Annotated in this window: 25 protein-coding genes and 5 pseudogenes; 14 read left to right on the forward strand and 16 right to left on the reverse strand. The window is 57.3% G+C overall.

Translation table 11 applies throughout. The features are described 5' to 3' along the window. Positions 1–64: 64 nt before the first annotated feature. Positions 65–535, reverse strand: a complete 471-nt coding sequence (locus MOV76_RS05000) for a hypothetical protein (RefSeq protein ID WP_077991370.1) — start codon at positions 533–535, stop codon at positions 65–67. Positions 536–698: 163 nt separating this feature from the next. Continuing rightward, positions 699–1,712, reverse strand: coding sequence for a class I SAM-dependent methyltransferase (locus MOV76_RS05005; protein WP_077991371.1), 1,014 nt, complete (start codon positions 1,710–1,712; stop codon positions 699–701). Between MOV76_RS05005 and MOV76_RS05010 the strand changes: the two genes are divergently transcribed. The 5 genes from MOV76_RS05010 (at position 1,711) to MOV76_RS05030 (ending at position 6,456) form a co-directional block, all read left to right on the forward strand. Continuing rightward, positions 1,711–2,004, forward strand: a complete 294-nt coding sequence (locus MOV76_RS05010) for a hypothetical protein (protein ID WP_054185335.1) — start codon at positions 1,711–1,713, stop codon at positions 2,002–2,004. The two genes, MOV76_RS05005 and MOV76_RS05010, sit on opposite strands and share 2 nt — an antisense overlap. Next, positions 2,001–2,852: a helix-turn-helix domain-containing protein gene (locus tag MOV76_RS05015; RefSeq protein WP_245304433.1), complete on the forward strand. Its 852-nt coding sequence runs from the start codon at positions 2,001–2,003 to the stop codon at positions 2,850–2,852. Before MOV76_RS05010 ends, MOV76_RS05015 begins: the two co-directional genes overlap by 4 nt. Before the next feature lie 63 nt (positions 2,853–2,915). Then, positions 2,916–4,181: an MFS transporter gene (locus MOV76_RS05020; RefSeq protein ID WP_077991377.1), complete on the forward strand. Its 1,266-nt coding sequence runs from the start codon at positions 2,916–2,918 to the stop codon at positions 4,179–4,181. A 2-nt stretch (positions 4,182–4,183) separates the two neighbouring features. Continuing rightward, positions 4,184–5,590, forward strand: a complete 1,407-nt coding sequence (locus tag MOV76_RS05025; protein WP_077991379.1) for a hypothetical protein — start codon at positions 4,184–4,186, stop codon at positions 5,588–5,590. Positions 5,591–5,970: 380 nt separating this feature from the next. Beyond that, a complete protein-coding gene (locus MOV76_RS05030; RefSeq protein WP_077991382.1) occupies positions 5,971–6,456 on the forward strand; it encodes a helix-turn-helix domain-containing protein in 486 nt (161 codons plus the stop codon). 82 nt (positions 6,457–6,538) lie between these two features. On the opposite strand, the gene MOV76_RS05035 is transcribed toward MOV76_RS05030, so the two are convergent. From MOV76_RS05035 to MOV76_RS05050, 4 genes are all read right to left on the reverse strand, one after another. Next, positions 6,539–7,774 (reverse strand): CapA family protein, encoded by a 1,236-nt coding sequence (locus MOV76_RS05035; protein ID WP_077991385.1) that lies wholly within the window; start codon positions 7,772–7,774, stop codon positions 6,539–6,541. An 81-nt stretch (positions 7,775–7,855) separates the two neighbouring features. Continuing rightward, positions 7,856–8,698: a transporter substrate-binding domain-containing protein gene (locus MOV76_RS05040; RefSeq protein WP_011053397.1), complete on the reverse strand. Its 843-nt coding sequence runs from the start codon at positions 8,696–8,698 to the stop codon at positions 7,856–7,858. A gap of 57 nt (positions 8,699–8,755) precedes the next feature. Then, the gene (locus MOV76_RS05045; RefSeq protein ID WP_016737468.1) at positions 8,756–9,505 is read right to left on the reverse strand and encodes an ABC transporter permease; all 750 of its coding nucleotides are present in this window, start codon (positions 9,503–9,505) and stop codon (positions 8,756–8,758) included. A 4-nt stretch (positions 9,506–9,509) separates the two neighbouring features. Beyond that, entirely contained in the window at positions 9,510–10,175 is a 666-nt protein-coding gene (locus MOV76_RS05050; RefSeq protein WP_077991388.1) for an ABC transporter permease subunit, read from the reverse strand. A 242-nt stretch (positions 10,176–10,417) separates the two neighbouring features. On the opposite strand from MOV76_RS05050, the gene MOV76_RS05055 reads away from it, so the two are divergent. Together MOV76_RS05055 and MOV76_RS05060 are read left to right on the forward strand one after the other, a co-directional pair. Next, the gene (locus MOV76_RS05055; protein ID WP_029875814.1) at positions 10,418–11,329 is read left to right on the forward strand and encodes a LysR family transcriptional regulator; all 912 of its coding nucleotides are present in this window, start codon (positions 10,418–10,420) and stop codon (positions 11,327–11,329) included. Positions 11,330–11,502: 173 nt separating this feature from the next. After that, positions 11,503–11,680, forward strand: a pseudogene (locus tag MOV76_RS05060) (IS630 family transposase); the annotation flags it as partial. Positions 11,681–11,889: 209 nt separating this feature from the next. Here MOV76_RS05060 and MOV76_RS05065 read toward each other — a convergent pair. Together MOV76_RS05065 and MOV76_RS05070 are read right to left on the reverse strand one after the other, a co-directional pair. After that, a pseudogene (locus MOV76_RS05065) lies at positions 11,890–12,000 on the reverse strand (IS630 family transposase); the annotation flags it as partial. A 58-nt stretch (positions 12,001–12,058) separates the two neighbouring features. Continuing rightward, complete coding sequence (locus MOV76_RS05070; protein ID WP_010068053.1) at positions 12,059–12,253, reverse strand: hypothetical protein; 195 nt, start codon at positions 12,251–12,253, stop codon at positions 12,059–12,061. 471 nt (positions 12,254–12,724) lie between these two features. On the opposite strand from MOV76_RS05070, the gene MOV76_RS05075 reads away from it, so the two are divergent. Continuing rightward, positions 12,725–12,901, forward strand: a complete 177-nt coding sequence (locus tag MOV76_RS05075) for a DUF3606 domain-containing protein (protein WP_004668584.1) — start codon at positions 12,725–12,727, stop codon at positions 12,899–12,901. Between the two features lie 789 nt (positions 12,902–13,690). On the opposite strand, the gene MOV76_RS05080 is transcribed toward MOV76_RS05075, so the two are convergent. Further along, complete coding sequence (locus tag MOV76_RS05080) at positions 13,691–13,957, reverse strand: hypothetical protein (protein WP_237358605.1); 267 nt, start codon at positions 13,955–13,957, stop codon at positions 13,691–13,693. Between MOV76_RS05080 and MOV76_RS40015 the strand changes: the two are divergent. The 4 genes and pseudogenes from MOV76_RS40015 to MOV76_RS05100 all read left to right on the forward strand — a co-directional run. Next, a pseudogene (locus tag MOV76_RS40015) lies at positions 13,922–13,996 on the forward strand (hypothetical protein); the annotation flags it as partial. The gene MOV76_RS05080 and the pseudogene MOV76_RS40015 overlap by 36 nt on opposite strands. Before the next feature lie 136 nt (positions 13,997–14,132). Next, positions 14,133–14,591, forward strand: a complete 459-nt coding sequence (locus MOV76_RS05090) for an ATP-binding protein (protein ID WP_077991390.1) — start codon at positions 14,133–14,135, stop codon at positions 14,589–14,591. Positions 14,592–14,682: 91 nt separating this feature from the next. Next, a complete protein-coding gene (locus tag MOV76_RS05095) occupies positions 14,683–15,306 on the forward strand; it encodes a helix-turn-helix domain-containing protein (protein ID WP_245304434.1) in 624 nt (207 codons plus the stop codon). A 135-nt stretch (positions 15,307–15,441) separates the two neighbouring features. Further along, a complete protein-coding gene (locus tag MOV76_RS05100; protein ID WP_077991393.1) occupies positions 15,442–15,897 on the forward strand; it encodes a phasin in 456 nt (151 codons plus the stop codon). 898 nt (positions 15,898–16,795) lie between these two features. Here MOV76_RS05100 and MOV76_RS05105 read toward each other — a convergent pair. From MOV76_RS05105 to MOV76_RS05115, 3 genes are all read right to left on the reverse strand, one after another. Continuing rightward, positions 16,796–17,041: a hypothetical protein gene (locus MOV76_RS05105; protein ID WP_077991422.1), complete on the reverse strand. Its 246-nt coding sequence runs from the start codon at positions 17,039–17,041 to the stop codon at positions 16,796–16,798. Between the two features lie 42 nt (positions 17,042–17,083). Beyond that, positions 17,084–17,389 carry a hypothetical protein gene (locus tag MOV76_RS05110; protein ID WP_004680432.1) on the reverse strand — a complete coding sequence of 102 codons (306 nt, stop codon included), beginning with the start codon at positions 17,387–17,389 and terminating at the stop codon, positions 17,084–17,086. 525 nt (positions 17,390–17,914) lie between these two features. Continuing rightward, positions 17,915–18,886: a hypothetical protein gene (locus MOV76_RS05115; RefSeq protein WP_064842651.1), complete on the reverse strand. Its 972-nt coding sequence runs from the start codon at positions 18,884–18,886 to the stop codon at positions 17,915–17,917. A gap of 130 nt (positions 18,887–19,016) precedes the next feature. Between MOV76_RS05115 and MOV76_RS39815 the strand changes: the two genes are divergently transcribed. Then, complete coding sequence (locus MOV76_RS39815; protein ID WP_010068000.1) at positions 19,017–19,145, forward strand: hypothetical protein; 129 nt, start codon at positions 19,017–19,019, stop codon at positions 19,143–19,145. Positions 19,146–19,610: 465 nt separating this feature from the next. On the opposite strand, the gene MOV76_RS05120 is transcribed toward MOV76_RS39815, so the two are convergent. Continuing rightward, positions 19,611–21,638 carry a type VI secretion system Vgr family protein gene (locus MOV76_RS05120; protein WP_077991395.1) on the reverse strand — a complete coding sequence of 676 codons (2,028 nt, stop codon included), beginning with the start codon at positions 21,636–21,638 and terminating at the stop codon, positions 19,611–19,613. Between the two features lie 549 nt (positions 21,639–22,187). Here MOV76_RS05120 and MOV76_RS40020 point away from each other — a divergent pair. Next, positions 22,188–22,325 (forward strand): annotated as a pseudogene (locus tag MOV76_RS40020) (CoA ester lyase); the annotation flags it as partial. Between the two features lie 105 nt (positions 22,326–22,430). On the opposite strand, the pseudogene tssG reads toward MOV76_RS40020, so the two are convergent. From tssG to tssE, 3 genes and pseudogenes are all read right to left on the reverse strand, one after another. Beyond that, positions 22,431–23,402: pseudogene (gene tssG / locus MOV76_RS05125) on the reverse strand (type VI secretion system baseplate subunit TssG); the annotation flags it as partial. Continuing rightward, positions 23,366–25,252, reverse strand: coding sequence for a type VI secretion system baseplate subunit TssF (tssF, locus tag MOV76_RS05130; protein WP_077991400.1), 1,887 nt, complete (start codon positions 25,250–25,252; stop codon positions 23,366–23,368). The pseudogene tssG and the gene tssF, both read right to left, overlap by 37 nt. After that, the gene (gene tssE, locus MOV76_RS05135; RefSeq protein ID WP_004680427.1) at positions 25,252–25,755 is read right to left on the reverse strand and encodes a type VI secretion system baseplate subunit TssE; all 504 of its coding nucleotides are present in this window, start codon (positions 25,753–25,755) and stop codon (positions 25,252–25,254) included. Before tssE ends, tssF begins: the two co-directional genes overlap by 1 nt. Positions 25,756–25,758: the final 3 nt, after the last annotated feature.

The raw sequence follows: 25,758 nt of genomic DNA on the forward strand, positions 1-25,758 counted from the left end.
GGAAAAGCACTACGACCTGATTGTCCCGAGATCGATTTTCCTTTGGGTGGCGGAGCGGTCGAAGCTACTGTTCGTCCCTTCCGCAGCGGTCGTTGTGGAGGCGATTGCAGGTCTCACCAGATCGCGTGCTGTCTGCGTGAAGCCACTCTATAGCCCCCTCGGACACGGACGTGGCCAGAAACAAGCCTGCTTCCAACAGCGCGCGGATGCCACAGAATGTGACGAGGTCTCGCGCTGAGACCGTGAAGAACAGGCTTTCACTGGTCGGCCTTATGATCGCGCCTCCACCTTCGAAAGCTAGAAGCCTGTCAGGTCCCACGGCGACGAGGGATTGGTAGAAGTCCTCGATTTGCGTGCAGATCTTGTCGGCAACGTGCTGCGTGCGCGGAATAGCGACACACGCTTCGGCGACATGAACGCCCGTTGGAACATCTTCCTCACCCGCGATTGATGGCCCTCGTGGCAGGACCAGATGCGCGTTGCCCGGCGGGCTCAGCTTAACGAAGTGACGGACTTCGCCAATCGATTTCTTCATGCTGTTCCTGCCCGTTTGAAGAAAAAAGGCTTTTCGAGATGGCAAAGCGCTGAGGGCTGCTCAACGTGATGGAGCGCTTTCTGCTGACGCGAACGTTGTTCCAGTTGAGGCTCGTGAAGACGTGACGCAGTTGCACTCACGCGACGGTGACGATGAGGAGTCGCTAAAGGGTCCAGGATCGCCCCGATAGCCGCCTTGCGTCGGATTCCGGGTAAAGGCGGTAAGGAAGGTCCGCATAGACATATTCTGCCGGAATCGCGGGTGGGGACAGCTTCGATAGGAACAGGTCGAGATTCTGCTGACTGTTGCTGGAGACAAGCGTGTAGAAATTGCCGCTGTTCCAGGTGACGAATGAGTGTCCAAAGAACCGGCGTAGTGTTTCGCTCATCTCCGAAAGGGTGACTTCGTTTCGATCCATTCGCGTTAGCACCGTCTCTTCCTTCGCGCTAATATCTGACGCGCTGAAGAAGCGAGCTTTGAAGCTATGGTCCTTCTGGCGTTCCCGCCGCCGATATTCCTCGTCGTCTTCATGCCTGAACTTCTCGACGAACATGAAGAGCCCGTTGGTCTTGAGATGCTGCGAGACGAAACGGATCTGATCGAAGCGATTTGGCGAATACATCTGGAAAGTCGTGTCCTCGAGGATGATATCGAAACCGCTGCCAAACTTTCGGAGCTCCACGTCTTCTTGGACCCTTTGCGATGTCAAATGATGAAATGGTCCGTGAAAAAACATGGCATGAGGAGGAACGCCATAGGCATAGAAGCTTCTAAGGTTTTCGACGTTGGGACTGCATGACAGCGTTTCTATCCTGCCCTTGCCAAGTTCGCCGATCACACGGGCCATCGTCCCCTCGGCTGTACCTAGCGTGTAGAGTTGCAGTTGACCCTTTCTGGCCCGCGCGTATTTGAGGATCGCGCTGCCTAAACGGCACTCTTCTTCGAGCCGGTAGGGTATGCTGCTCAAGTAGTGCTTATCAAACGGACCTTGGCGCAGCGGATGAAGGGCTGAAAAGCGCCTGAACGTCATGTCCACTGGGAACAAGCGGCGATCGAGCTCAGGCGGACGGATAGGCATTCCGGCCTCACCGGATGCGGTCGTCGAAAAAAACTCAGTAAGCTCGTTAAGACGAGGGGCGCGGTCGCACTCCTCAATGAAGTCGGCAAATTCACGCATGCGAAAGCCTGCCTTTCTCTCGCACCATCGCGTTTTTGGGATTCAGGAGGAAATCGCGCATCCCGAAAAGATTGTGCCGTCAGCGATGATGTCGGCAGAAGATGATCGCGAACATCATGTTTTCGCATCCACGATTTTGATTGGTTTTCATGAAATTGACATGAAATTCGACCTGAGGTTAAAGCCTGGCTTGTTGACAACTTGGGGTGAGGTAGGGTCGCTACCACGCCGGTTTTTCAAGGGAGCAGCTGTCGAGTGGGGATCATTCCATCAATTCACCCCGAGAGGATGAAGAAGTCACAAGGGGAGATCATCCTTCACCAGCAAGGCCATTGGAGCCATGCCCGCGCAGATGTCGTTCGCCGGCGCAGTCTCGGGCGACAGGTTATCGACGTTGTCGCGGATGACCACCTGATCTTCCTCAACATAAGGGGTACGGCGGCATCCGGCGAAAACTTTCTGGACGGACGAAGAGTCGAGTTCAGTCCGCGTCCAGACGGCTCGCTTGTTTACATTCCGCCCGGTTGCCATTGGAGCGGTTGGGATGAAGGGGATGCTGAGGGTTGTTATCTTATGATAACCGTGACGCAGGATTTTTTTTCAAACCTCACGACTAAGCTGCCGCGCGTCGGCACCTTGCGTCCGGAGCTTGGATTTAGAGATCTGCCGATCCAATGCTTGGCGCGGCAGATTGCCGGAGAACTTTCACACGACGATTCCATGGGGAGTGTGATCGTGGAAGGGCATCTCGCGGCTATCTTCGGACTTCTGCAGCGCCGCTCCGGCACATCTGGCAGATTGTCTCGAGGAGGATTGTCGCCTACCGTTCTCAAGCGCGTGATAGGGCGGATTGAAGCTCACATCGATCGACCTCCAAGCGTGCGCGCTCTGGCTGAAGAGGCGGGATTGACCTACGAGCATTTTTCCCGCGCTTTCAAGCAGTCGCAAGGCTCGACGCCCTATGGCTTCTATAACCAACGCCGTCTTGAACGCGTGACCGACCTTCTCCGCACGACTGCGATCAGCGTGACCGAGATCGCCATCGCCTGTGGCTACTCCAGCGGGAGCCACCTCTCGACCAGATTTCGCCGCGAAACCGGCTTTTCACCGGCTGAGTATCGGGCGCTCTGGAAGGGATAACCCGGTTCTGACCAAGAGAAAATATCAAATTCATGAAAGCCCTCGGCTGCCGAGACGACTAGCATGTCCTCACGAACCAATCCAGCAGGGAGCGTGGATGAAGTGGGTATATCGGTCGGCGGCCTGATTGGGCGGTATTCCGCCCGCCACATCTATCTCTTCGGCGTTGTGGCTTCCGCAGCTGGGCGCAATGCATATTTCGTGATGGTGGCTTGGATCGCGGTCGATGTCAGCGGTAGCGCGAGCGCTCTTGCTATCCTTTTGGCGCTCGGCAGTGCCGCCGAATTGTTGACAAGCAATGTCGGCGGCGCCCTTGTTGATCGATTCGACCGCCGTCTCGTTTGTATCGGCTGCGATTTGTCCAGGTTGCTGCTAATGGTGATGACCGGACTTGCTTTCTTGTTCTGCGACCCGCTCATTGTTCTTTACGCATCGTGGACGATCTTCGCGATTATCGACAGAACTTGTTCAACCGCGCTGCAAGCCATCATCCCGTCTCTCGTACCCCCAGAGAACCTTGGTTCGTTCAACTCGGTGTCTTATATCGCCATGCAGGCAGGTAATTTGATCGCCGCCATCGTGACTGGGTTCACCCTCGCCGCCATCCGGGTGGATCTGACGCCGATCCTGCCGAGCGCTTTTTTCAGTCTGTCGCTGTTGGGGTGGTTGGCTATGCTGGGCCAACAGCGGAACTCCTTCCCTCGACGCGGCTCGAAGAGCGAAAGCATCCGTTGCCTTGATCTCATGCCGACGACCTTCTCCTTTCACCCCCTGAAGACCCTCGCTGTCATGTACGCGCTGATCTATGCCATGGGCATGCTTGTTTCCGTACTCGGCTCCGCATACGTCATTCGTGAACTCGAGGGGTCAGCGCTGCAGTTCGGTTATCTCGAGGCGGCCTGGGCTCTAGGTTCGATTGCAGGCTGTGCGGCCTTGCTTTTTGGAAGCGTAGTTTCGCGACGGCAGAGAGTCCTTTTCCATTCGGCGCTCGAGGGCGTTGTTCTTTCCGGTTTTTTTGCTTTCCAAAGCCTTCCATCCGCACTTGTCCAAATGATGGTTCTGGGCTTGAGCTACAATATCGCGCGGGTTCTGATCGATGTACGGATTCAATCGACTGTTCCGGCCGGCATGCTGGGGCGGGTGCGAAGCCAAGTCCACACGATCTGTGTTGCGATCGGGCTTTTCGCGTATGGCATCATCAGCGCCATCGGGGATGCAATTCTACCTTCGGAGATTTTCGGACTCTTCGGGTCGTTGATGGTTGCCGTCGCGCTCTTCTTTCGTTTCAGAATGGATAGAGGAGAGCCGCTTGAACGCCGGCTCGTCTGAGGATGGAGACATTGATCGACAAGGAGCTGGTCTCAAAAGAAGAGGTTTTGGCCCTCATTTTTGAACTATTTCCGTGGATGCGTCAGTTTGGCGTGGGATCGTTGAACGACTACGCAAAGGCGGTATTTTCCGTTGAGTCCAATCAATCAGAATGCGCCGCGAGAAGGCACGCCATGTCGCTGTTGCGGTCGTGGGTCGGAACCGTCGCGCAATGTCGAGGTTTTTCGGCAGGCGCGGTATCGAGATTTCAAAGGGAAATCGAAGCCGCTCCGGTGCTTCAGAGCGGTCCCCACCTCCACCTGTTGATCGAGCCAGACGCATTCTACACCCATTTGTTCTCCCTGATGGGGCTCCGCGCCCGTGGCAGGAAATGTTATATCTCCTATGCCTGTTCGACGGTGAAGTTCGTAGAGCGGGGCCGCAAGGGTCCAGCCTGGCTGCAGATCAATGGCGATGCGGTCAATGTCTTCGGCTTGTCGCGCAGCAAGATGATCCCCTACAGTATACTCGGTAGAAATAGCAGCTATCGCTTCCACCTCCAGAATGTCGATAGGCCCGGTCCTGACTTGGAAGCAGTTTCGTGCTTGCGAGAACTTTTGCCTGCCGACGAATTCCAGTCCGCGGCAGAAGCAATCAAGGCAGCAAATCTTTGCCTCTGGAAGCGGTATTTTGACAGCCAAGTCGACTTTCTTCAGCTTGACGATAGCGACGTTGCCGATCTGGTCGCGGATCATCTTTCCGACGACAGATCCTGGCTGCGAACTTCACTGGTCGAGGACACAGCATTCGCCATGCGGCTCCTCGTCTGCATCGATCAACTCGCGGATACGGCTTGGCGAGGCTGGCTGAAAAATTCGACCCACTTCTTTTGGGGCTGCATAGAAGGGCGGCTCTTTCCACTTTGGCTGGATGGCGCCGTTCTCCGATCTAAAGGGGCGGAAGATATCCGCGTCAAATTTTCGCCGGCAAGTCTTGTTGAAGCCCTGAAGGCGGGCCGGATCGTGCCGAACCTTCTGCTGATGTTCATCGTGACATCGCTCCTGCCTGGTGTGCGCGTCTTGGGGGGAAGTCGACATGCAGTCTATTATCCTTTGATGCGCTGGGCGCTCTGCGAGGCTTTGAAGAACAACAATCGCGACCCGCAGCTTCTCAACACACTGTCAAAAGACGAACGCCCAGGGGTTTGGGGCCATCGGGTCATCTCCTCGCCATGCGAGCCGTTTTCGATGCTGAATCAGCTCGGCCAGGGCGGCATCTCGACGCTTCTCGATCGCTTTGGCGAGAAAAGCATTGTCGAAGCCTGCGGACCCTTTTCGAGTTTCACGCAGGATCCCTTGTGGGCAGAGCTAACGGCGGCCTACTCCTTTGGGAGGATAGGCAGGAATTGCCCGCAATGGGTATTTTGCTGATCGCATTGCGATAGCCCTTTCGATCATTCGCTGCCGAAGGACAACTAACGGGGTCTCGGGACGTACGCCTACGTGTAGGGCGAAGCTATTGAATCTTGTGAAGAATTCGGTTGAACGCCGCGCGGATTTCAACTATTCTTTTTGATGAGGCAGTACGCGCTGCCTTGGGGATTAGAACCCCCTACGAGCGGTTGGTGCCGGCCGATACGGCACCAAACTCCTTGACCTTCGGTCGAGGAGCCTGTGGCGTATGTCCAGGTTCCTCGGAACTAAAGGCCATAGGGCCGTCTCGTACGGTGTTCTAACTCCCCGATCAGTGGGTTGAGCGAGTTATTCCGCGGGGGCGTACCGCGTGAAACTCTCCACACGGGGTGTAGTCCATGAATCATTTTACAGCAGCCCTTCAAGTCCGATCGTCGAGGCGAGCGCGGGCCGCGCAGAATATTGCGCGTGCGTCGGTGCATCCGGTAGACCTGCATGTCGGGCAGCAGATCCGTATTCGCCGGTTGCAATCGAATGTATCGCTGGGCGATCTTGGCGCCGGCATCGGCGTCAGCTTGCAGCAGGTTCAGAAATATGAAAGCGGCAAGAACCGCGTTAGCGCTTCCATGCTCTATGAGCTTGCCAATTGCCTCAAAATTTCTGTTTCGATGTTTTTCGAAGGCCTCCCAGATCCCGAAAGCTTTCAGGACCAACAACTCACGACGGAGATTGATGAGAGGATTGCTTACATTTCCACCGCGGAAGGACGACGGCTGGTAGAAGACGTTTTGCTCCTTTCCCCACGTGTGCGCAGTCGCGTCGTCGCCCTCGTCAGCTCGATTGTCGACGAAGAGACGCCTGAAAAGACTGATTTTGATCGCTAGGAGAACAACAGGAAAAGGCGGCAGGAGAGCCAGCCAGTCGTTGACTTTGGGTAACCGTCTGCCGCGCGTTCTGCTTTCGCATCTACAAGGCGATCCGCCCGATGTCATTCTCCCGAGATAGCACTGTGCCAAAACCGGCACTGCGGTCGGCAAGATCGTCAAGGATATCTGCCGCCATTCTGCCACCGGCAAGCACAGGGAAGGGGAGGCGATCGTGTGCAGGATTGGATAAAGCCTCGGTTCCCCCGATCACAATCGGGCGCAAGCGGATATTCTCCAGCCGTCCGCTAGATTCAAAATTGCAGGTCGCGATGACGCTTCTCCACACCTCCGGCGGGCTCCATTCCTGTTCGTCCTTTTCCGTATGGAAGAGGAAGTTGCCAAGGCCGTAGAAAATTGGCGTATTCCGATATATCTCGACCGCTTGAAGGACCGGAGCGCCATGGCTGACAAAGAGGCCTGCGCCCGCGTTCACGCAATCGTGCGCAAATTCCCGGACCCAGGCGGGGACTTGCTGCCAGTTCGGCTCCCAATGGTGATGATGCAAATACACGATGACGAATGTATCGCGGCCCGCTTCTTCCGCAATCGCCGAAAGGTGAGCCGAGGCGCTGTGCCGGTCCACCACGATGCGGCGAGCCGTCTCATCTGATCTGCAAAACACGGTTCCATAGAAATCAATTTCGTCTTGGCCATGAAGATCAGGCGGATCCTCCGGCTGGGCATAATTCGCGCGCTCCAAGGGCGAACTTAGAAGACGCTCCTGGATGGAGCGAAGCAAGTCGAATGTTCCCGCTTCCAAGTCAAATACCCTGGAGACTTTCAGACTATTGATGCCGGGCCTTGCTATCCTGCCCTCAGTTGCGTCCTCAGCGTACATGAAAGACGGGCCTGGCCCAGCGTCCATGGCAATCAGCGCAACATTTCGGGATCCGAACGTCATTTTCTGTGCCGTGGAAGCGTGATGCTTGTTGTGGCCGATGCCGGCATGCAGGAAATTGTGTGCCGCAACCTCCTCCAGCGTCGAGAGGATCCCCGGCGGTCCAAGATCGAAAGCATGGTTGTTTGCCAGAGCCAGGCTATTGAAACCGAGCTCCTTCAACGCCGCCAAGACATCCGGCGCTGCAGCGCCGAAATAGCTGCCTTTGAGCGGCCATCCACCATGACGACCATAGATAGTCGTCTCGAGATTGGTGAAGGCAACATCGCTTGCTTTGAGGATCTCGGCGATCTCAGCGAGCCGTGGATCGCCGATCGCTCGAAGATCATGACGGATGAGCGACTGGCCGGTGACAGCAATGGAAAAGGGTGCGGACATATGGTCTACCTTCGATCTTTGGGACTGCCGACTGCTCACGCGCTATGGCTTCGGGGGAAATGCGTGTCGTAGAGCCAGTGTCTAGTTCGATGTCTGCGGCGAAACATCGATCTTGAACCATTGCTCGCTCAGCCGCTTCAGGGTTCCGTCGCTCGTGGCGGCCTCGATGGCGCTATCGAATGCCGCAACCAGTTCGCCGTCGTCTTGCCGAAGCCCGACGCCGACACCCGGGCCCCACAGGCCACCGGAGAGCCGCGGGCCGTAGAGCGTTGCAATCCCGCCATCCGTGCTGTCGAGGAAGGCTTTCCAGGTGAAATAGTCGGCAAGGCCGCCATCGATGCGCTCAGCCACGAGATCGAGATGCATGTTGTCCTGGGAATCGTAGCTCCTGATCGTCGCGACCTTTCCGAACAGTTCATTGAGCACTGCTTCCGAATTCGATGATCGCAATACGCCCAAAGTTCTGCCGTTGAGAGCGGCTCGAAGCTCCTCGATCTTTGCCTGCTTTTCAGGGTCGATAGTTGTGAGGTCGAGCTCGGCCAACGTATCCGTGGGCGGAAGATTGAGATCTTTGCGTATGACAACTTGGTTGAAACCTCCGGCGTAGGGCTTGGAAAAAGCGATAGATTTCTTCCGCTTCTCAGTTATCGCCATCCCCGACATGATGGCATCGAACTTTCCAACGGTGAGCGCCGGTATGATTCCGTCCCAGTCCTGAGGCACGAAAGTGCACTCGAACTTCATCCTCCGGCAAAGATCGCGGCCGACGTCGATGTCAAAGCCGGCGAGCTCCCCTTGGGGGGTGATGGCATTCCAGGGCGGCGAAGCACCTTCAGAGGCGATTGTCAGTGTCTTCCTGTCCATTGCTCCCGCGTTGTTGGCGCAGACGACAAGAGACAGGGCAAGCAGAAGTGTTCGTTTCACGACGATGTTCCTTTCATTGCTGAGTTTGATTGTTGGCGTCCGGGATGTGGGCTGGCGTCAAGTTTCAGCCGAGGCGAGAGGCGGCTTTCCGTTCGCTCTTCGAGGTACAGGTTGCGCCGGCGGTGGACGGTTTGCCGTCGGCGTCCAACGCGTCTCCAGCATCTGGAAACCTTGCGTGATCAAGAGGGTAAGCAGCAGATAGAAAGCCCCCGCGGCAATGAAGACCTCGTATGGGGCGAATGTCTCCGACACCAGCTGTCGGGCGAGCCCGGTCACCTCAAGCAGCGTGATGGTGCTTGCGAGGGAGCTTGCCTTCAGCATTCCAACCACCTCATTTGCATAGGCGGGAAGAGCGATCCTGAGGGTCAAAGGGAACACGATAAGACGGGCAGTGTGGAAACGGGAAAGGCCCAAGGCTTTGGCCGCTTCAATCTGCCCACGCGGGACCGCCTGGATCCCGCCGCGCAGAACTTCTGTCGTATGGGCGGCGCTGTTCAGGGTGAAAGCAATGAAGGCGCACCAGAATGGCTCTCGCATCACGGCCCATAGAAAGCTTTGGCGGACGAGGGGAAGCTGGCCAATCCCGTAGTAAATCAGGAAAAGCTGAACCAGAAGTGGCGTGCCGCGGAACGCATAGGTATATGCCAGCACGGGCGCGGAAGCCCACGGATTTGATGATGCCCGTAGGAAGGCGAGCGGGACCGAGACGGCGAAGCCTGCGGCAAGCGATGCGAATGTCAGAACCAGAGTGAGAAGAAGGCCGCGGGGAAGGGTGAGAAACGCTTCAAGCGCGATGGTCATGCTCATTGCCTCAACCTTTCATCGCCGGGAGCGAATAGCGGCGCTCCAATAACCGGAACGAAAGAAGCGACAGGCTTGTGAGGGCGAGGTAGATTGCAGACGCTGCGAGATAGAAGGGGAGCGGAGCGCGCAGTGAGCCCGCGCCAATATAGGCGACGCGCATGACGTCCGTCAGCCCGACGACAGAAATCAGCGATGTATCCTTTATCAAGGAGATGCAAAGGTTACAGAATGCCGGCAGAGCAATCGGGATCATCTGGGGAATGATGATCAGAAACCAAATCTGCGCGTTCGAAAGCCCGAGCGCCGCTGCAGCCTCTCGTTGGCCTGGTGCAACCGCGTTGATCGCACCACGGAATATTTCCGCGGCGTACCCACTGAACACGACGGTCAGTGCCGCGACACCGGCCGCAAATGCATTAATCTCGATGTAGCCACCGGCAATCGCGCTCAAAAGGGCGGTTCCGCCGAAATACGTTAGGAGGATGATCAGAAGTTCCGGAACACCCCGGATGATGCCCGTGTAGCCCCGCATGCACGATGAAACCGACTTGCGGGTCGAGTTGCGGAGAACGGCAATAAGCAAACCTAATAGGGTCCCGAAAGCGCAGCTCAAGGCAAACACTAAAAGTGTGTTTTTCAATCCAGATAAAAATTGATCTACAAATGCGTACAATGAAAGTCTCCAATATTCTAGCGAGCGCACCGAAATCGGAAAGGTATTCTCCCGACATATACTAAGAGCTTGCCGAGATTTAACCGAGGGTAGATTGGATTTATTAGCTTAACCAGCGCTCTAAGTTTGGCGTATGTCAAAAATATACTTTGACTTGCCGCCGTCAATTTATAAGATTCAGGAAGTTTTGATAAGCGCAACTTATGAGGCGCGTCGCTCGACCACGATTGAGATTCCCGGCCATGGAAATCACCGACTCCGGAGTGAAGATCCGCCACCTTCAAATATTGCGGGAGGTTATGCGCGCCGGCTCGGAAAGGCTCGCAGCGCAGATGTTGCGAATAACCCAGCCGGCGGTCAGCCAAAACATCAAGCAGCTAGAGGAGACTGTCGGCTTCGCGCTCTTCCGCCGGGAAAACAACAGGTTGATCCCCACCGTCAAGGCATGGGAATTTCTGCGCACAATCGACGCGGCGTTTGCCGGACTTGATCGGATCGGACCGTCAATCGACTTCCTGCGGAACAACGATACGCGAATGATCGGCATCGCGGCGCCAAGCACTTTTTCCTTCGCGACCTTGCCGAAAGTGGTCAAAAGGATTCGGGAGAGAAGCCGCTCTTACGCCGTTCAGGTGAAAACAGGCACGTATGAGCAGATTGCAGATCATGTGTTAAACGGCCGCTCGGATCTTGGCATCTCCCGATTGCCTATTGATGAGCGCATTCTTGATTGGGTGCCGGTCGGCTCGGCCACCAACGTATGTCTTTTTCCGGTCAACCATCGATTTGCGGCACAGCAGCTTGTCACTGCCGAAGATCTTGCCGGTGAGGCGATCATTGATATCGACCCGCAATTTGCCTCTCACCAAATGAGCGTCAATGCCCTTCGGTATATGGGAACCGCTCCTGACATCGCCGTGGAATATGACGCCAATGGCCACGACATCGGCTATGTCATGGCAGGGATCGGCGTTTCGATTACGAACGAGATCATCGCGAGAGAATATGCTGACTTCGGCGTCGCGTTCCGCCGATTTCATCCAGGGGCAATATATCACTACGTCGTCGTTTGGCAAAAAGATCGAAAGCTGAGTGATAGCCTAAGATTTGCATTGGAAGAGATAGTCGCGGCTTTGACAGATCGGGCTGCTTGACGATCGCATCGAGGTATGACCCTCGTACCGGAAAACAGATGTTGCGAGTTCATGCTGAACCGCGAGTTGTGCGCGTAAGCTTAGAGCGGGATGATTTTAGGTAGACCCGTGAGAAGGATTCCCTATGACGCAAATCAGATTCATCCTTCTGGCCGGTCAGGAGGCTGAGCTGGATGGCGAGACCTGTTTCGAATAACCGCGAGAAGTTGTAGAAGCGGTGATACAGGAGGGGTGTGGTGCCGGGCGGCGTCCAAGCGCTTCCGCATTGGCATCAGCATCGCGATCGATTGGGTGCGGCGCGTGACGCGACGGACAGCGCAGCCCGGCAGGATGAGTAGCCACAAGCCGCGAACGGCGGTGGCTTACCTAAGCCACCGAGCAGATAGTTGCGCCATATCGTAGAAGAACATCGCGACAATCGGAACTGCGTCGGTTGGCAGAAGCGGACCGGTTGTTTGTGCGATCATTGGTGCCATGTTCTCTTTAAGTGATTCTGCAGTTATCTTAAAATGGCGGATGACACTTCAATTGGACGCAATATCGACTAGAGCAAATCCTGTTCAATCCGGGTCATATCCAGCAGCCCTGAAGTAGTTTGCGCATTCTGTCGGCGTGAAGCGGAGCATCAATGCGCCTAGGACGTCCCATAGAGCATCGATCTTTCGTTCCGCGCCCTCCGTGGTTGACTGCGGCCCCTAAACCGGGACCGCGTGCCGGTGGTGACGGAAGCTATGAGATCACATGCTCAATGCGCTCGAGGTGGTGCTGAGGCACGATCTGAAGGGGTTCCTCGGCCGCTGCGATTTCCTCGACCGTAAGTCCGGTGGCGATGGCCAGGTCCTCAAGGCTGTAGCCCTTCGCAATCCTGGCTTCGCGGCGACGAGCGGCTGCGGAGGTGTTGTCGGCGGTAGCAAATTGATCCATTCCAAACTCCAAATCACGTTGATGTAGCGGCTGAGGGGGATCTGTCCCCGATGGGTTGGCTCCTTCGTGGTGCCGACTCGGTCAGAGGTTAGCCGCAACCTGCCGAGCCGCTTGGTTTCTCTTCGCAGACGCTCTTGCGTGGCTTCCGCCGCGATCTTGTTCTGCGTTCGGATGCCGAGCGCTCCTGCATTAGCGCTGTTGTTCTAGTCCTGCTTTCTATGACAATCAATCCATGGGTTTGCTCATAGGCACACGACGAGCCGTACCAACTGCCTGGGAAGAATTGTCCGCTACTGATTAACTGCGGTCGCAGATATGCCTTGCGCGATCTCATCGTCGAAGTGAACCATCTCGCCCGAGGCCATGTGCAGCGCGTCCGCGACATCGCCGAAGCGCGCCTCACCATAACGGAGGCCGGAACTTATTGAATCGGCGCCCGTTCGTAAGGACCGACATTAGGAGGATCTCACCATGGCAACGACATCCAAAGCCCGCAGCCAGGATCGTGCTCGCGTCGCAGGTGGTCAGGATCACGAGGTGAAGTACGAAGCCCGGAAGGAAGGCATTTCCAAGGAAGCGGTGAAGAAGACCGTGAAGAACGTAGGCAACAGTCGCAAGAAGGTCGAAGCCGAACTCGACCGGCACTAATCCGGGTTGGAGAGTTCAACCGTGAGGGTCCGCAGCCATAAAGTCAGCGGCGGAAACAGCCGCTGAAAGTCTGGCTCCGACGGATCATAACGCTGCGGCGGAAGGCGCCTGACTGCAGGAGTTGACGACCCCGCAGGAAGCGTTTCGGAGCAAGGCTATCGAAGCTGCGGGATACAGCGCCGTCGAGCAAAGCCAAAAGTATTGGGACGCCGGAGCGTTTCTTGCAAAGGGGCGGAGCCGCATCGCATGAGGAAGGGGCTGGCGAGCGAACCCAACGAGCTCCAAAGTCGCGATACGCGACGGCGTCGGCTGACTTTACCTGCAGAACAGAATTCAGAGGCCGACAGACCGTGGGGCACCGCGTGCGGACGCCGGTCCCGACCGGTTCGTTCAATCGACTTCTAGAAGCTGCCATCCCGTTTTTGGGACCGGCCAGCATCGTCGATCTTCTCGTGCTCACTGCGCTGAATAGGAAGCGCGGTCGGTATTAAGCCATTCTCCCGTAACGCCAAAGGCGAGCGGCGGAGCGCCGATCAATCGCCCGAGTCGGGTCTCCAGTGTTTGAAACGATGCTCAGGGAAGCGGTCGACGTGAACCTCGCTTAAATCCTGCGGAGTATTCCATTGCCGACATGCCAGTCGATCAGATCCCGAAACAGGCTTAGCGAGTGCCACGTGCATCGTCGTCCCGATGTGGACTGTAGACTAGCTTCCTGCATAGGGCGATGCGATCCTGAGTTGCGTTCATGTGTCCTCTCCTTCGCGACGGAGAGACCCTAAGCTATGCCGACTAGGCGGCCGCTATGGTGCCGGAAACGTTGGCAAAGTCGGTTAATCGGCATAGTTTGCTGGTCAGCATAAACGTGCTTTTGCCGCGCGCGGCAAAATGCAGTTTGAAGCAGCGTCGCGATCGTCGCCCAAGTCCTGCCGCCGCCTTCCGAGCCGGGTTCATAATGCCGGATTTCCGACGTTTGAAGCAAGGGTCACCTATCCCTTCCATCCACTGGTTGACCAAACCGTCTTGGTAACCGGCAGCCATGAGCACGAAGGCGTTCACTATCTGCTCATTCTGGCACACGGTGGTTCATTTCAAATTCCGGCATGGATGTTTGATCCTGCGGCAAGTTCGATCGAGATCGTAGCTGCGCCGCGCCTTTCGGCAACCAAACTCGTTGAACTGCGCGCCAAGCTTTGTTGCCTGACTATTCCGTTGCGGTCGCTGCGGTCGCCGATTGCACATTCAATACTCCGGGAAAGGCGGCAATACGCAGCGATATGTTTGTCGCGGCACGTTCGGCGCCACGGCGGTCGGCAACTGTATCGGGTTCGGCGGCATGCGGGTCGATCGGGCCGTGGCGCAGGAGGTGCTCGAGCGATTGCAACCTCTGGGAATCGAGGCGGCCTTGCGGGCAATGGAGGCGCACACGCAGCGTCATAGCGACAATCAACAGCAACTCGAGAACTTAATCAAGCAAGCACAATACGAGGCTGCCAGGGCGCGCCGCCAGTATGATGCTGTCGATCCGGGCAATCGGTTGGTCGCCGGCGAACTGGAGCGGCGCTGGAATGAGAAGCTGATCCTATTGCGTGATCTCGAGGTCCAGTTCGAGATGCTCTCGACCGACCGTAACACGCCTGCTTTATCGGCCGACGACCGTACAAGATTGATGATGCTCGGTAGCGATCTATAGTAAGGCATGGGACAGGTCCCGACGCGTCTAACGCGAAAAGATCATTCGGCTGCTGATCAAAGAAATCATTGTCGATACCGTTGACGACACATTGGCGCTCGTCATTCATTGGCAGGGTGGCGATCACACCCGGATGACGGTGAAGAAAAACAAGATCGGCCAGACCCGCTGGGCAGTTAAGGCTGATGTTGTCGATCTCGTTCGCAACTTGGCGAGGCAGTTGCCCGATTTGTCGATCGCAGCGATCTTGAATCGATCCGGCAAGCGGACAGGGCATGGCGCCAGCTGGACGCGAAGCCACGTCTGCAGTCTTCGCAACATCCACGGCATCTCCGTCTATCGAGAAGGTGAACGGGCCGAACGCGGTGAGAGAACCCTCGACGAGGCCGCCGACATTCTAAAGGTGAGTCGAGCTACCGCCTACCGGATGGTCAGCAGCGGTGTCCTTCCCGCTCGCCAGTTATGCACCGGAGCGCCGTGGATCATCCAGCTTTACATTTCTCGCAAATGTCGGGCATCCGCCACTTTTGTCAGGTTTGTCGTGATTGGAACGTTTTGTTCGCCGGTCTCTCCGTCAAATACACATCAACCTGCCCTCAACCCGCCCATTGATAAAAGAAAATCATCTTCTTGGCGCGTCGGAGCAGTTGGCATGGTGTTTGCTGATCCCTGGTTACAAGCGGCAGAAAGCAGTCTGCATTATGCCGGTTCATGAAACGAACGGAACGGAGGCCACCTGACCGTTCGTCATCGGATCCGCGTTCTACCAAGCGGCCATGCATAGTCCGCCGGCGGAAGGGTCAATCCCGATGTCACAGCTTGCAACCAACTCAAAGAGAAGGAAAATGCAATGACCAAGATTTCCGAAAGATCCTTTGAAACGATCGAAAGCCCGGGGTCATCGCCGCTCAAGGTGCCAGATCAGTTCGGCGCATCTGTTGAAAAGGGGAACAAGAAGGTGACAGAGGCTTTTTTGAAATTTGCGTCCGGCGCTGAAGCGACACAGAAAATGCTGCCTCCGATCCTCGAAACGACAAGTCTATTCGGCAACGAATTGTGGTGGAAGACGATCGCTGCACTGCAAGCCGACGCCGAGGCCGGCTTCTCACATTTGCAAGCTTTGCTGGGCGCGAATTCGCCGTCGCAGATCCTCGAACAGCAGTCGACCTTTTTTCGCAAGCGGGTTGAGACAAGTTTGCAGCACGCCAAGGAAGTCCGGGTGCTCTCAAGCAGGGCGGTGGAGGAAATCTCAAAGCCGGTCAAGGATGCTTTTGACAAGGTGCTGACGGACCTCAAGGCGACGTAAAAGCGGACTCGCACTTAAATCGCCTGGACTGATCGGGGGCGGCCTACCTTATTCATGGACGGAAAAGATGGTGACGGGGACCATCAGGTCGGGAGAGAGCTGGAAAGTGTGTCCTGCGATCTCGGTAGCTCCAGCTAACAAGCTCCTGAAAACGGATCGCGGGCGGCCGGCGTGACATATTGGACGGTTTGAACTGGCGAAGAACCCACCAGCTTGGTATCTAACCACGTAGGCGGCAGGCGGCAGGGAAGTGGTAATGGATTCACACAGGGACATAGCCGAGCGGGTCATCGCGCGTTGGAAGGCGCGAAGAATCCGGATCGATGAAGACCCGGGTTTCATGGAACCGGTCGCTCTTTGGACGGCAGGGTCGATTGCGTCCGGTGAAATGCGCCGCCGGTATTCGGCGCTCCAGCGCGAGCGGTCGCTGTCCAGGTCAAATCCACTTGATGTGTATCCCTGCGACGAGGGGGCGGAGGTCGATCATCGATCGATTGCGATTCCAAACGACGAACCAGATGAACGGGGAGGTCTCGGACTGCCGGCGCAAGGGTGACTCTTACAAAGGGCTCAGCACGCACCATTTCCTGGCGAGCGCGAACTTCACGAAACAGCGGGTCGACAAGCGCTGCGTCGCGTTGTGCATATTCTCGGGAAGAGTCCGAAAAATCCTTGCCACGAGCCGCAATGGCTGGCGGCTCAGCAAGGTAGAAGGTGAGGAGCGGCCGGCGGTACTGAGTCAACATCTTTATCAACTGTGGGCGTGTCGGCTCAGGGCATCTTCAAGCATGGCAAGGCGGTCGCTGCCCGCTATACAGGGTGCATCGCTAATGCCGAGCTTGTCGGCAGCATCTTCAACGCTGAGTCCCTCAGTCTCGTGCGCCCAGCGTCCGACAAGTTATTGTCTTCCATGGGAGTCCGGCTTGCGCAAATTGCCCCCGATGAAGGTTGGTCCGCCCGGGTCTTCCGCATGGAAAACGCGCGTTGCCTCAAAAACGCCGGTGCGCCATGCATAGGTCGTATCGTCGATCATCTGCGGCAAGACCTCCTGGTTTGTCCAACGACCGTACCATTTGGTGACGATGCGGGCGACTTTGGCGACGAGCGCGGTACTCATGCGAAGGTTCGAGTGTGCATCGAACATCTCCGGCGCCAAATAGCATCGAGACCTCGTTTGGGCGAAAGGTTATTCCTTTGCTGCAAAGCCTAGCTCAACGCGGCTGACATCTAAGATCGCCCGAAGGACGTCGATGCCGAATTTGAGGCTTTCCACCTCGACATCCAGCGAGATGCCCTCGGTGACTGTGCCTTTTGCGTTAGCGATTACCACCTCCTCCAGGTCTTCGAACCACTGAGGACTGTTCCCTTTGTGAAGCTTCGATAGTTCCGCAATCGCGACACTAAATGCCGATTGGACCGCGATTAGAGCGGCGCCGAGCTTTCGTTCGTCTACACCCGAGATGCAAACAATGGGGCTGTTTTTCTCATCCATGGGCTGTTCCTCTGCTGGCTCGCCACGAAACCCTATTTCAACTAATAGGCGACAGAGTCGTCGATCGCCGACGAATGCAAATAGGCCCGTAGGCTGGAGTCTCGGGTAGTTAGATCAACGAATACGCGATGCTGGGGGTGGACCATGTGGAAATGGTGGATGCGCTTGAGGCCTGTTGAAATCTGGGTCCAGCTTCCGAACGTTCCAACCGGCGGCAATGCCTCTAGGCCGTAAGCGTCGCACCTCCTGGTACGCGATAGCGGGTAATCCTTTGTACGAACTGGCTCGCATGCAAGGTCGCCCGAAGGACACAAGTGCCGAGCCTGGGCTTTCCGGCCATAGTCTTCAGTGAGACGTCTGTTGCTTCCACAACTCAACACATTCCGGCGAGCGGCATAAACCTGCAAACTCATTGTTTTTGATCCGCACGCGTCATACCTGGCCTGCACCCCACCGCCATGGCTTCGGCAAAAGGCCTTTTACTCAAAACGCAGGGATCTAGTTTGGCCCGTTTGTCAGGCAGCATCACAAAAAGATCTGCGGAAGGCTCGTCCCGCTTTGCGCGCTCAGGTGCGCCCGCAGTCGATCTGGCAGCGGATTGTTATTCAGGTACACTTTGCAATGAGGCGGAAGCTGCGACAGAATGTACGGCAGTGCAGTTCGCCCGTCGCCAAGTCCTCTCAGGTTGTTTCCACGAACGCTAAGCTCCTCCAGCCCCCTCGGCAGGTTAGGGGGCAGGTGGGTCAGTTCATTACTGTCGGTGCTGAGCCACTTTAGGGTGGCCGGGAGGTCCTCGGGTAGGCTAGTCAGTTCATTGTGAGGGACTTCGAGCCGCGTGAGCTTTGCAGGAAGGCGCTCGGGCAGGCGAATTATATTATTGAGTTCGGCGCGGAGATCCGTCAATTCGAGGGGGAGATTCTCCGGCAGGTGCGCGATTTCGTTGCGGGTGACATGAAGCTCCCTGAGCTCAGGCGGCAGGTTATCGGGCAAACTGGTCAGCCGGTTGTGGTTGACGTAGAGATACTTTAGTCCGGAAGGAAGCTCGTTCGGCAATCTGGTCAGCCGGTTGCCGTCGACGTAGAGCGTCTCGAGCATGTCCGGAAGAACCTCAGGCAGCGTGGTCAGCTGGTTGTCGCAGGCAGAGAGCTTTCGCAGACCGGGCGGGAGGTTGTTGGGCAGCCTGCCCAACCGGTTGTCATTGGCGTTGAGCCGCTGGAGGCCGGCCGGTAAGGTGGGGGGCAGTGCCGTTAGGGACAGCGATGTTAAGTTCAGGGGGGCACGAAAATTGCGGGTTTCCGTCCAGGCCTCGATCCGTGCCATTGCCTCGTGCCGGTCCTCGTCCTGCTCCTGCTGCCCGTCTTCCGCCCAGGCCAGTAAAATTTCTTTCAGTGCCGCTTCGCTGGACGAGGAGCCAGTCAAGCCTTCAACCCAGTTAAAGGTGTCTTCACCGCCTTGTTCGGAACTATTGCCAACACGCCCCTGCCTTCTGCCGTACATTGCGTCGTTCCTTAGGTCATTGCGTCACTGCTGATGTTACTTCCGTCGCGACCTTTCCTTCCAATACCAAATTCGTATCCCGTTATGCTTCGGGGGCATGGCCAGCGTCCTTCCTCGAGCTGGACAGCGCATGATTTTTATCGCGACGTTGAACAATCCCACCATTGACATGCTGCGCAAACTCGGCCTGACAGGCATGGCCAGCGCCTATCAGGAACTCGAAACGCAAATAGAAGCGAGACACCTTCGAGCATGGTGAAAGGCTTCGACTGCTGCTCGAGGCGGCCACGCTCCGCCAGAAGCGCTTCGAGGCGAGAGCCCGCCCTGCAAAGCAGCGCTGTAACGCCAAGATCGAGAACGCTGATTTTTGCGCCGCCCGCGCCCTGATCGCAATTTCGTGACGCCGAGTGATAAAGGTATTTCATCCCCATCGATGGGCTATACACTAGTTCCCGCTTGGTGGAGACCTAAACCAGACGCATGCTTTCGGCCGATTTCGCGTGGCAACTCCATCTAACTGAGGCGCAAGTTCCCGGAACAAACGCTCACGCGCGATAACCTTTCCTCATTTTCGGGCAATCTCGCAGTGTCACGTTGATTTGGTAGGTCAGCTTACGACGCCGACGCCGTTACGCTTTTTCTCTACGCCTGCAGGGCCCTGCCGACTTAAAGGCAACGACTTCCGGACAGCCGAGGCCGAGAACCAGTTCACCTTGACATCGTGTCACTCTGGCGTAACAGGCGGCAGCCCGAGTGTCGCAATAAGCTTCATTATCGACGGCGTGGGTGGACCCGGTGTCGGCGGCGGCATGGAGACGATAGACCCGAGCCGCGGAGGCGTTGCCATAACGCCAATCATCGTGCCGATAATGGCGATCCCATCGCCGCTGATTTCGATGGCCTGCGGGCCGGTTCTGCCCGATACTACAAGGCGGATCTTGTCGGGTGTTACCTCGACGCGGCTACCTAAGGCCGCTGCGGCAGGGGAGTCGGGCGCGGCGCCGCCCGAGGTCAGGAGGAAGTGTCTCTTGACGTCGATGCTGTAGATGTTCCCGACCTCGACGGTATGATTCTTCTGGGCCTTCAAATAGACCTCCTCACGGCCCTGCTTGTCCTCAAAGCGCAGTTCATTGTAGGCATTAGCGGCGCCGCCATCGGTATGCGTCCGGAAGGTCGACCGCGTTTTGTCAGTCGGCAGGGTTTCAGGCGGCAGATTTGAGCCATTGTATACGACGCCGGTCACCAGGGGCGTGTCGGGATTGCCGTGGATGAAATCAACCACGACCTCATGGCCGATCCGTGGGACGACCAGGTTGCCAAAACCCTTACCAGCGAAGTTCTGGGCCACCCGAATCCAGCAGGAGCTGTTCTCGTTCTTTCCGCCTTCTCGGTCCCAGAAGAACTGAACCTTCACACGGCCGTACTTATCCGTCGCGATCGACTCGCCCTCGGGGCCCACGACGACGGCCGTCTGCGGTCCGTGAATCAACCGCGCCGGTGTGCGGCGCCTCGGGCGGTACTGGGTGGTCGCGGGGATAATCTCCACGTTGCTGTGATAGAGGAACCGCTCGCCCTTCCCCCCCACGGTGTCCGCAGTGAGATCGTCCCCCACCTCACCGATGACAGTGAAGTCCTGTCCGATTGCCAGAAAGCGATCGGTGGGTTTCGGCCGGGAACCGATCTGGCCGTAGTAGAAGGGATTTGCGGCCTTGAATAATGACCCGGTCGTTATCTGGCGCGCAGTGCTTTCGATCCGCGCGCGATAAGCGTTGCAGGCGAGTTCCTCGGCACGGATGGTGGCGTAGAAATCGCCATCGCTTTTTTTTGTATACTGGCCTGGATACTCGAAGACCTCCCGCATTGCCGTGCAGCCGCTGCTTGCCGACGAGGTCTCGCCCGTTCTGACCGCCACGCTCTCCCGCGGTCGGGTGATGGCGCTTCCCGTGAGCTTGCATGGCGGAATGCCGCCTGTCCTCACGGGAGGAACACGCGCGACAGACGTCAGTTCTGCCATCGGCTTCTCATGGTCATAGTCCCTGAGAACGACCTTGTTCGGCTGTAGCGATACGACCTCGTCCCAATGCAGGATGACATCTTCTTGGTAAAGACTTCGGGCAGGCCTGAGATTGTGGTGGGTCTCTACGATCTCAGGCGTGCAGGCCATGTGACTCGCGGCGTTGTCGACCAGCACCAGGTCATGTTGGTCCTCAGCATGTTCAAAATAGTAGTAGATGCCGTCCTGCTCCATGAGGCGGCTGACGAAGGCCAGATCCGTTTCATCGTACTGGACGCAATATGGGCGCTGTGGGAACCGTCGGGCGGTCTGATTCTTGAAATTGCCTCTATGTTCTCGAAAAATCGTGGTGATGATCTCGATGCTCGTCTTGTTCTGAAAGACCCGACTGTTAGAGCGATGCTCGAGCAATGAAATCCACGGCCGCACCTGCGCCACGTAGTTGAGGTGCTCGGTATCGTCGAGGCCGAGATATTGGAAGCGCGTAACAACACCGTTGAAGAAGCGCGTTTGCGAGTCCTTGAGCTTAAGGCCGATTGTCAGGCTTTGACCGGGGATCGTAGCAAAGTTCTGAACTGGATCGCGGCTGGCGAGCTTCACCTCGTAGAGGAAAGGTTCCCCCAGTCGCTCGGTGCCACTGAGCCGTCGGAGAGAGATTTCATTCAACTCGGACGCGGCCGAAGTGACCGCAACAAAACGATTGTGCCTTAAGAGACTCTCGATTCTTGACTCGACCATGGTGGTGTGTGTTCCGCAGATTTGATGAGAAGGCGCGGTTGCGCCCGATGGCGTGAGTAGGATGCTGCCGAAGCCATCGGCGAAGATGCAGAAAAGCGTTTATTTCGTGCATCGAAATCGCCGACCGTTGCTCAGCCAAGATGTCTTGCTGGCCCGCATCGTCAGAGCCAAGCGGGGGAGGGCGGGGCGAAGAAAGCGTGTGGGTCTCTTGGAACTCACCCACGCTAAGTCCCACCCAAATCTCGCCATGCGGCCTTGTAACATCGATGAGTCGGCGGATTCCGGCGGTGCTAGCGACGACGTGTCTCCTGGAAGATTCAACCAGGCCCAGGGCGCAGCGCCCGAGCGGACAACCACGGTGGTCGAGTTTCGCCGCGATCGTCGGCTCGATCGGCCTCTCCGCTGCTGAAGCCTCAAGGGCGTCAAAATGGCGAGAACGTTCCAAAGAGGCGTCACGGCGAATTTTGCAAAGGGCCTTGGCGGTCCCATTGCAGTTTGCGTTGAGCTTACTGAAGAGAGTCGAGCTTCCGATGCTTGTCATAACGGGCCTTCCAAGCCGCCGCCCGCCGTGCCGCCGCACTTGGTATCGAGGTTACGTGGGCCATTCATCCGTTCCAGATCGATCTCGCCAAGGAGATCTTCTCCCCGCCCGAAAAGAAGGTCGAGCGGGCCCGCCGCATCATGGATGTCCGTTTCAGGAGAGTGCCATGCGGGAGCCGGTGGGCCCCGGTCAGTCGGGGTAGTCGTCAAGTCATCGGCGTGCTGGCGCGTTTTCCGCTTGCCCATCCAACTGGACCATCCGAGTCTGCCGCAGCGACCCAACTGCACTTCCGGGACCTGCTCCTGACGGAGAACGAGGTTAATCTCCCAGTCAAGTTCATCTCCAAGGTAGTTGCAGATGATCTCCGCTATCGACTTAAGGCCGGGAGCTGCGGGCAGAAGCGATTCGTAATGAGCCAGGCTGAGGGGACCCACAATGAGTCGGAACCGATGGTGCCACACTCTGACCCTCGCACCTGCAATAGCGTTGCCGTTCAGCGTGCCCGTGGCCGGGTCGCGGCCCAGGAGGCAGAGCGATATGCGGGGCAGATCCACCCATTTTGGGACAAATTCACGGATATCAACCGGCGCCTCGACGAAGCTGGCGAGGATGGCAGCGAGCCCCTCGGCGTTGCGGGTGTGTGAGGCGAGACGGCCGGTGAAGTGGAGTTTGGCCAGATCAGGCATAGCATCCCGCGCGCGCAGGGAGGTCATCCCGAAGCCGGCTAGCGCGCCGAGCTGAAGGGCAAATCGATCTTCTTGTGGCCTGTCATAGCTCACGGTCGGTTCGCCCTCCGCCCATGCACGGAAGAAGAACGAGGCCATTCGATGATGAAAGGTATCAGCAAATCGGATCAGCGTCTCATCCGCGGCGTTGTGCTGCCGGAGAAGGGCGTACTCCGTCAGATGCAATGGGAGGGGACCGTGGGGTCCAAACAAGCCGAAGGCGTAGGTGGAGATTACGGGGTCGTTCTGCTCGTGCGCAGTCACGCCCGCGATCGATCGAGGCGGAAATGCAAGGGAGGGCTGCTGGGCGATCCGCACGCGATCCAGGCTGGGACCGCTCGATTCTCCCAGCCGAGGCCGATCTGAGCAGATTGCATCGATCCGCCGCAGAGCCTGGAAGAAGTCGCAGGCATGCGGTTCGGCCCTGAGCGAGCTTAGGAAGTCGCCGAGTGCCCCCGAAATCAAAGGATCGCCCGGCGGCCGGCCATCGTCGGCCATCGCATTACCTCCCCGCGCTGTAGCGTCGAGACGACCATCTCGGTGAAGCTGTTGATGGATACGTATTTCGCGAAGAACTGGTTGAGCACGGAGGCGAGCGGAAAGATGCCAACGCCTTCGAAGGCCGCTTCGTCCAGGATGATACCAACCTCAATCCCACGTGCTACGGCGGCTTGTCCACCGCTGGACAATCGCCTGACCGCAGGCCTGGACCGAATCTCCCGGATCCCGTCGATCTGCCGTGAGGCGAAGGCATTGACTGGATCGACGTAGAGGCGGAGGAGTTCACGCAGCGCTTCTGCGCCCCGGTGGTCGTTCCTATCGGAATTGCTGATCGAGAGGTAGTTCAGTGAAAGATGGCTAATTAATCGCCAGGTGATATCGCCATTGGCGAAGGAGTGGCGCGGTCGGCTCGGGGGCGATACGCACCGGGTGGCGGTAACTGGAGCGCCGATTTCCAGGGTGAAGTCTGTCTTGTCCCGGCCGATCGGCAGCAGCAGCGCCAGATCCCGGTTCGAGCACAGGCAGTTTACAGACAAATGCCGGAGTTCCGCCGAATAAGGAGCCGCCTGGCGATCAACTAGAGAAACGAACGTTTCGCTGCCGATGTAGCCAGTCCGCGCGCCATTTAGACGCTGGTGCTCCGACATGAGGCGCTGCTCCCGGCGGATCGCGTAGTATCTGGAATGCTGCTCCTCCTGACCGTGCGCGCTGATGCTATAGAACGGGTAGAACCTCACGGGAGCCGCTTCGTTTTTCGCCCCGTCTCCGCTCATTTCGAGGATCGAGTGGACCTCAAAGTCGAGCGGCCTCATCCTGTCAACAATCACATGATGCTCGGTGTTCTTGTCGCTCACGTGGACGAGATCTGCCTGGCGTTCGAAGAGATTAATCGCGGGCGTTGCGAAGAGAACGATATTTTGGGGTCCGAGCTGTCGTTCCAGCCGTGGCTCGACTCGTCTGAGTGCGAAGACGATCTCAAGGGTCTCGGCAGTTGACAGGGCTACTGCGTCTGCCAGCCCGCTAACCTCGACGAACAACGTCCGCTCCGCGAGGGCGAAATACTCCTGTAGGAGACGGTACCCGTCGAAAGAGCGTGGCACCTCGGGCAGGAGAGCACAGCTCGGCTCCAAACCGCGTTGCTGCAGCGCATGAACCGGAATCTTTTCCTGCCAAGGGATAGGCCGGCCGACCGGACGGGCTATGATATTGCATGCGTCACCGAGAAGCTGTTCGGCGAGTGCGGCGCCGATGCCACCGGGGCCTGTTAGGTGCAGTGTGAGAGCCTCTAGTCCGAGTTTATTGAACGGCATGCCATTGGTGGTGCGAAGGCGTAGTCGCAAAGCAGCCTTCGCATCTTGCCGGGCCGGAAGATCCAGTGCGGCGATCTGCCCCGGCGTCGAAAAATAATCGGCAGCGCTCACCACAATTGGCCAGAGATGCACATCATGGGCCGTGCGGAACTCGCAATGTGTGACGGCGCCCGGAGCAAGACGGCCCAAAAGCTTGGTTTCCCGCGGCACGAGGTATCCATTTTCAAGTGGTCCGGCATCCTGGTCGGGCTCGAAACGGACGATCGTCATCGAGGGGAGCGGCGGTAGAAAATGCGGATAGACCATCTCCAGGAGGTGCTGGGTGAATTCCGGAAAGCGAGACTGAAGCTTCAATTGCACCCGCGCCGCCATGAAAGCGAAGCCTTCCAGAAGCCGCTCGACGTAGGGGTCGGCGACCTCCGCTGATTCCATCCCGAGCCGGGCGGCGACCTTCGGGAATGCGCGGGCGAACTCGGCCCCCATCTCGCGCATATAAGCAAGTTCGTCGTTGTACAGTCGCAGGAGCCGGGGATCCATCAGCTTATCTCTGTACCGAGATGAACGCGGGCGGATTCGAGCTCGGAATCTACCTCCGTACGCATCACCATTCGCACCGGCAATGGCTGCGCCCACAGATCGGCTTCGATCCTAAAGCGAAAAGTGCCGCAACCCTGACCATCGTCCAGGACCGTGACCTTCAGGGTGTCCGGTAAGAGACGCGGCTCAAAGCGCTGAAGGCTCTCGATTATCGCTTCGCGCAATGCGCTCTTATCCATGCCTTCGCGAATTTGTCCGCTGAGAGGCCAGGCACCATAATTAAGTGCACTGGCCGCTACGTGAGGGTACGCTTGTAGATCTACGGTTGCACCCAGTTGATTGGTGTTCAACAACCAGGAAACATCGCGTAGAATCACCTCTTCCAGTTGGCGAACAGAGAAGCTGCGCTTGTCCTGCGCTTCACACGAGCTGCGCGGCTCATCGTCCGTAAGCCGGTCCAGGAGGGATGGTTGCACGAGATCCCGCTTAACATCTCTGCCCATGTT

It is taken from the genome of Rhizobium sp. PRIMUS64, assembly GCF_023006465.1.
GTDB lineage: Bacteria > Pseudomonadota > Alphaproteobacteria > Rhizobiales > Rhizobiaceae > Rhizobium > Rhizobium leguminosarum.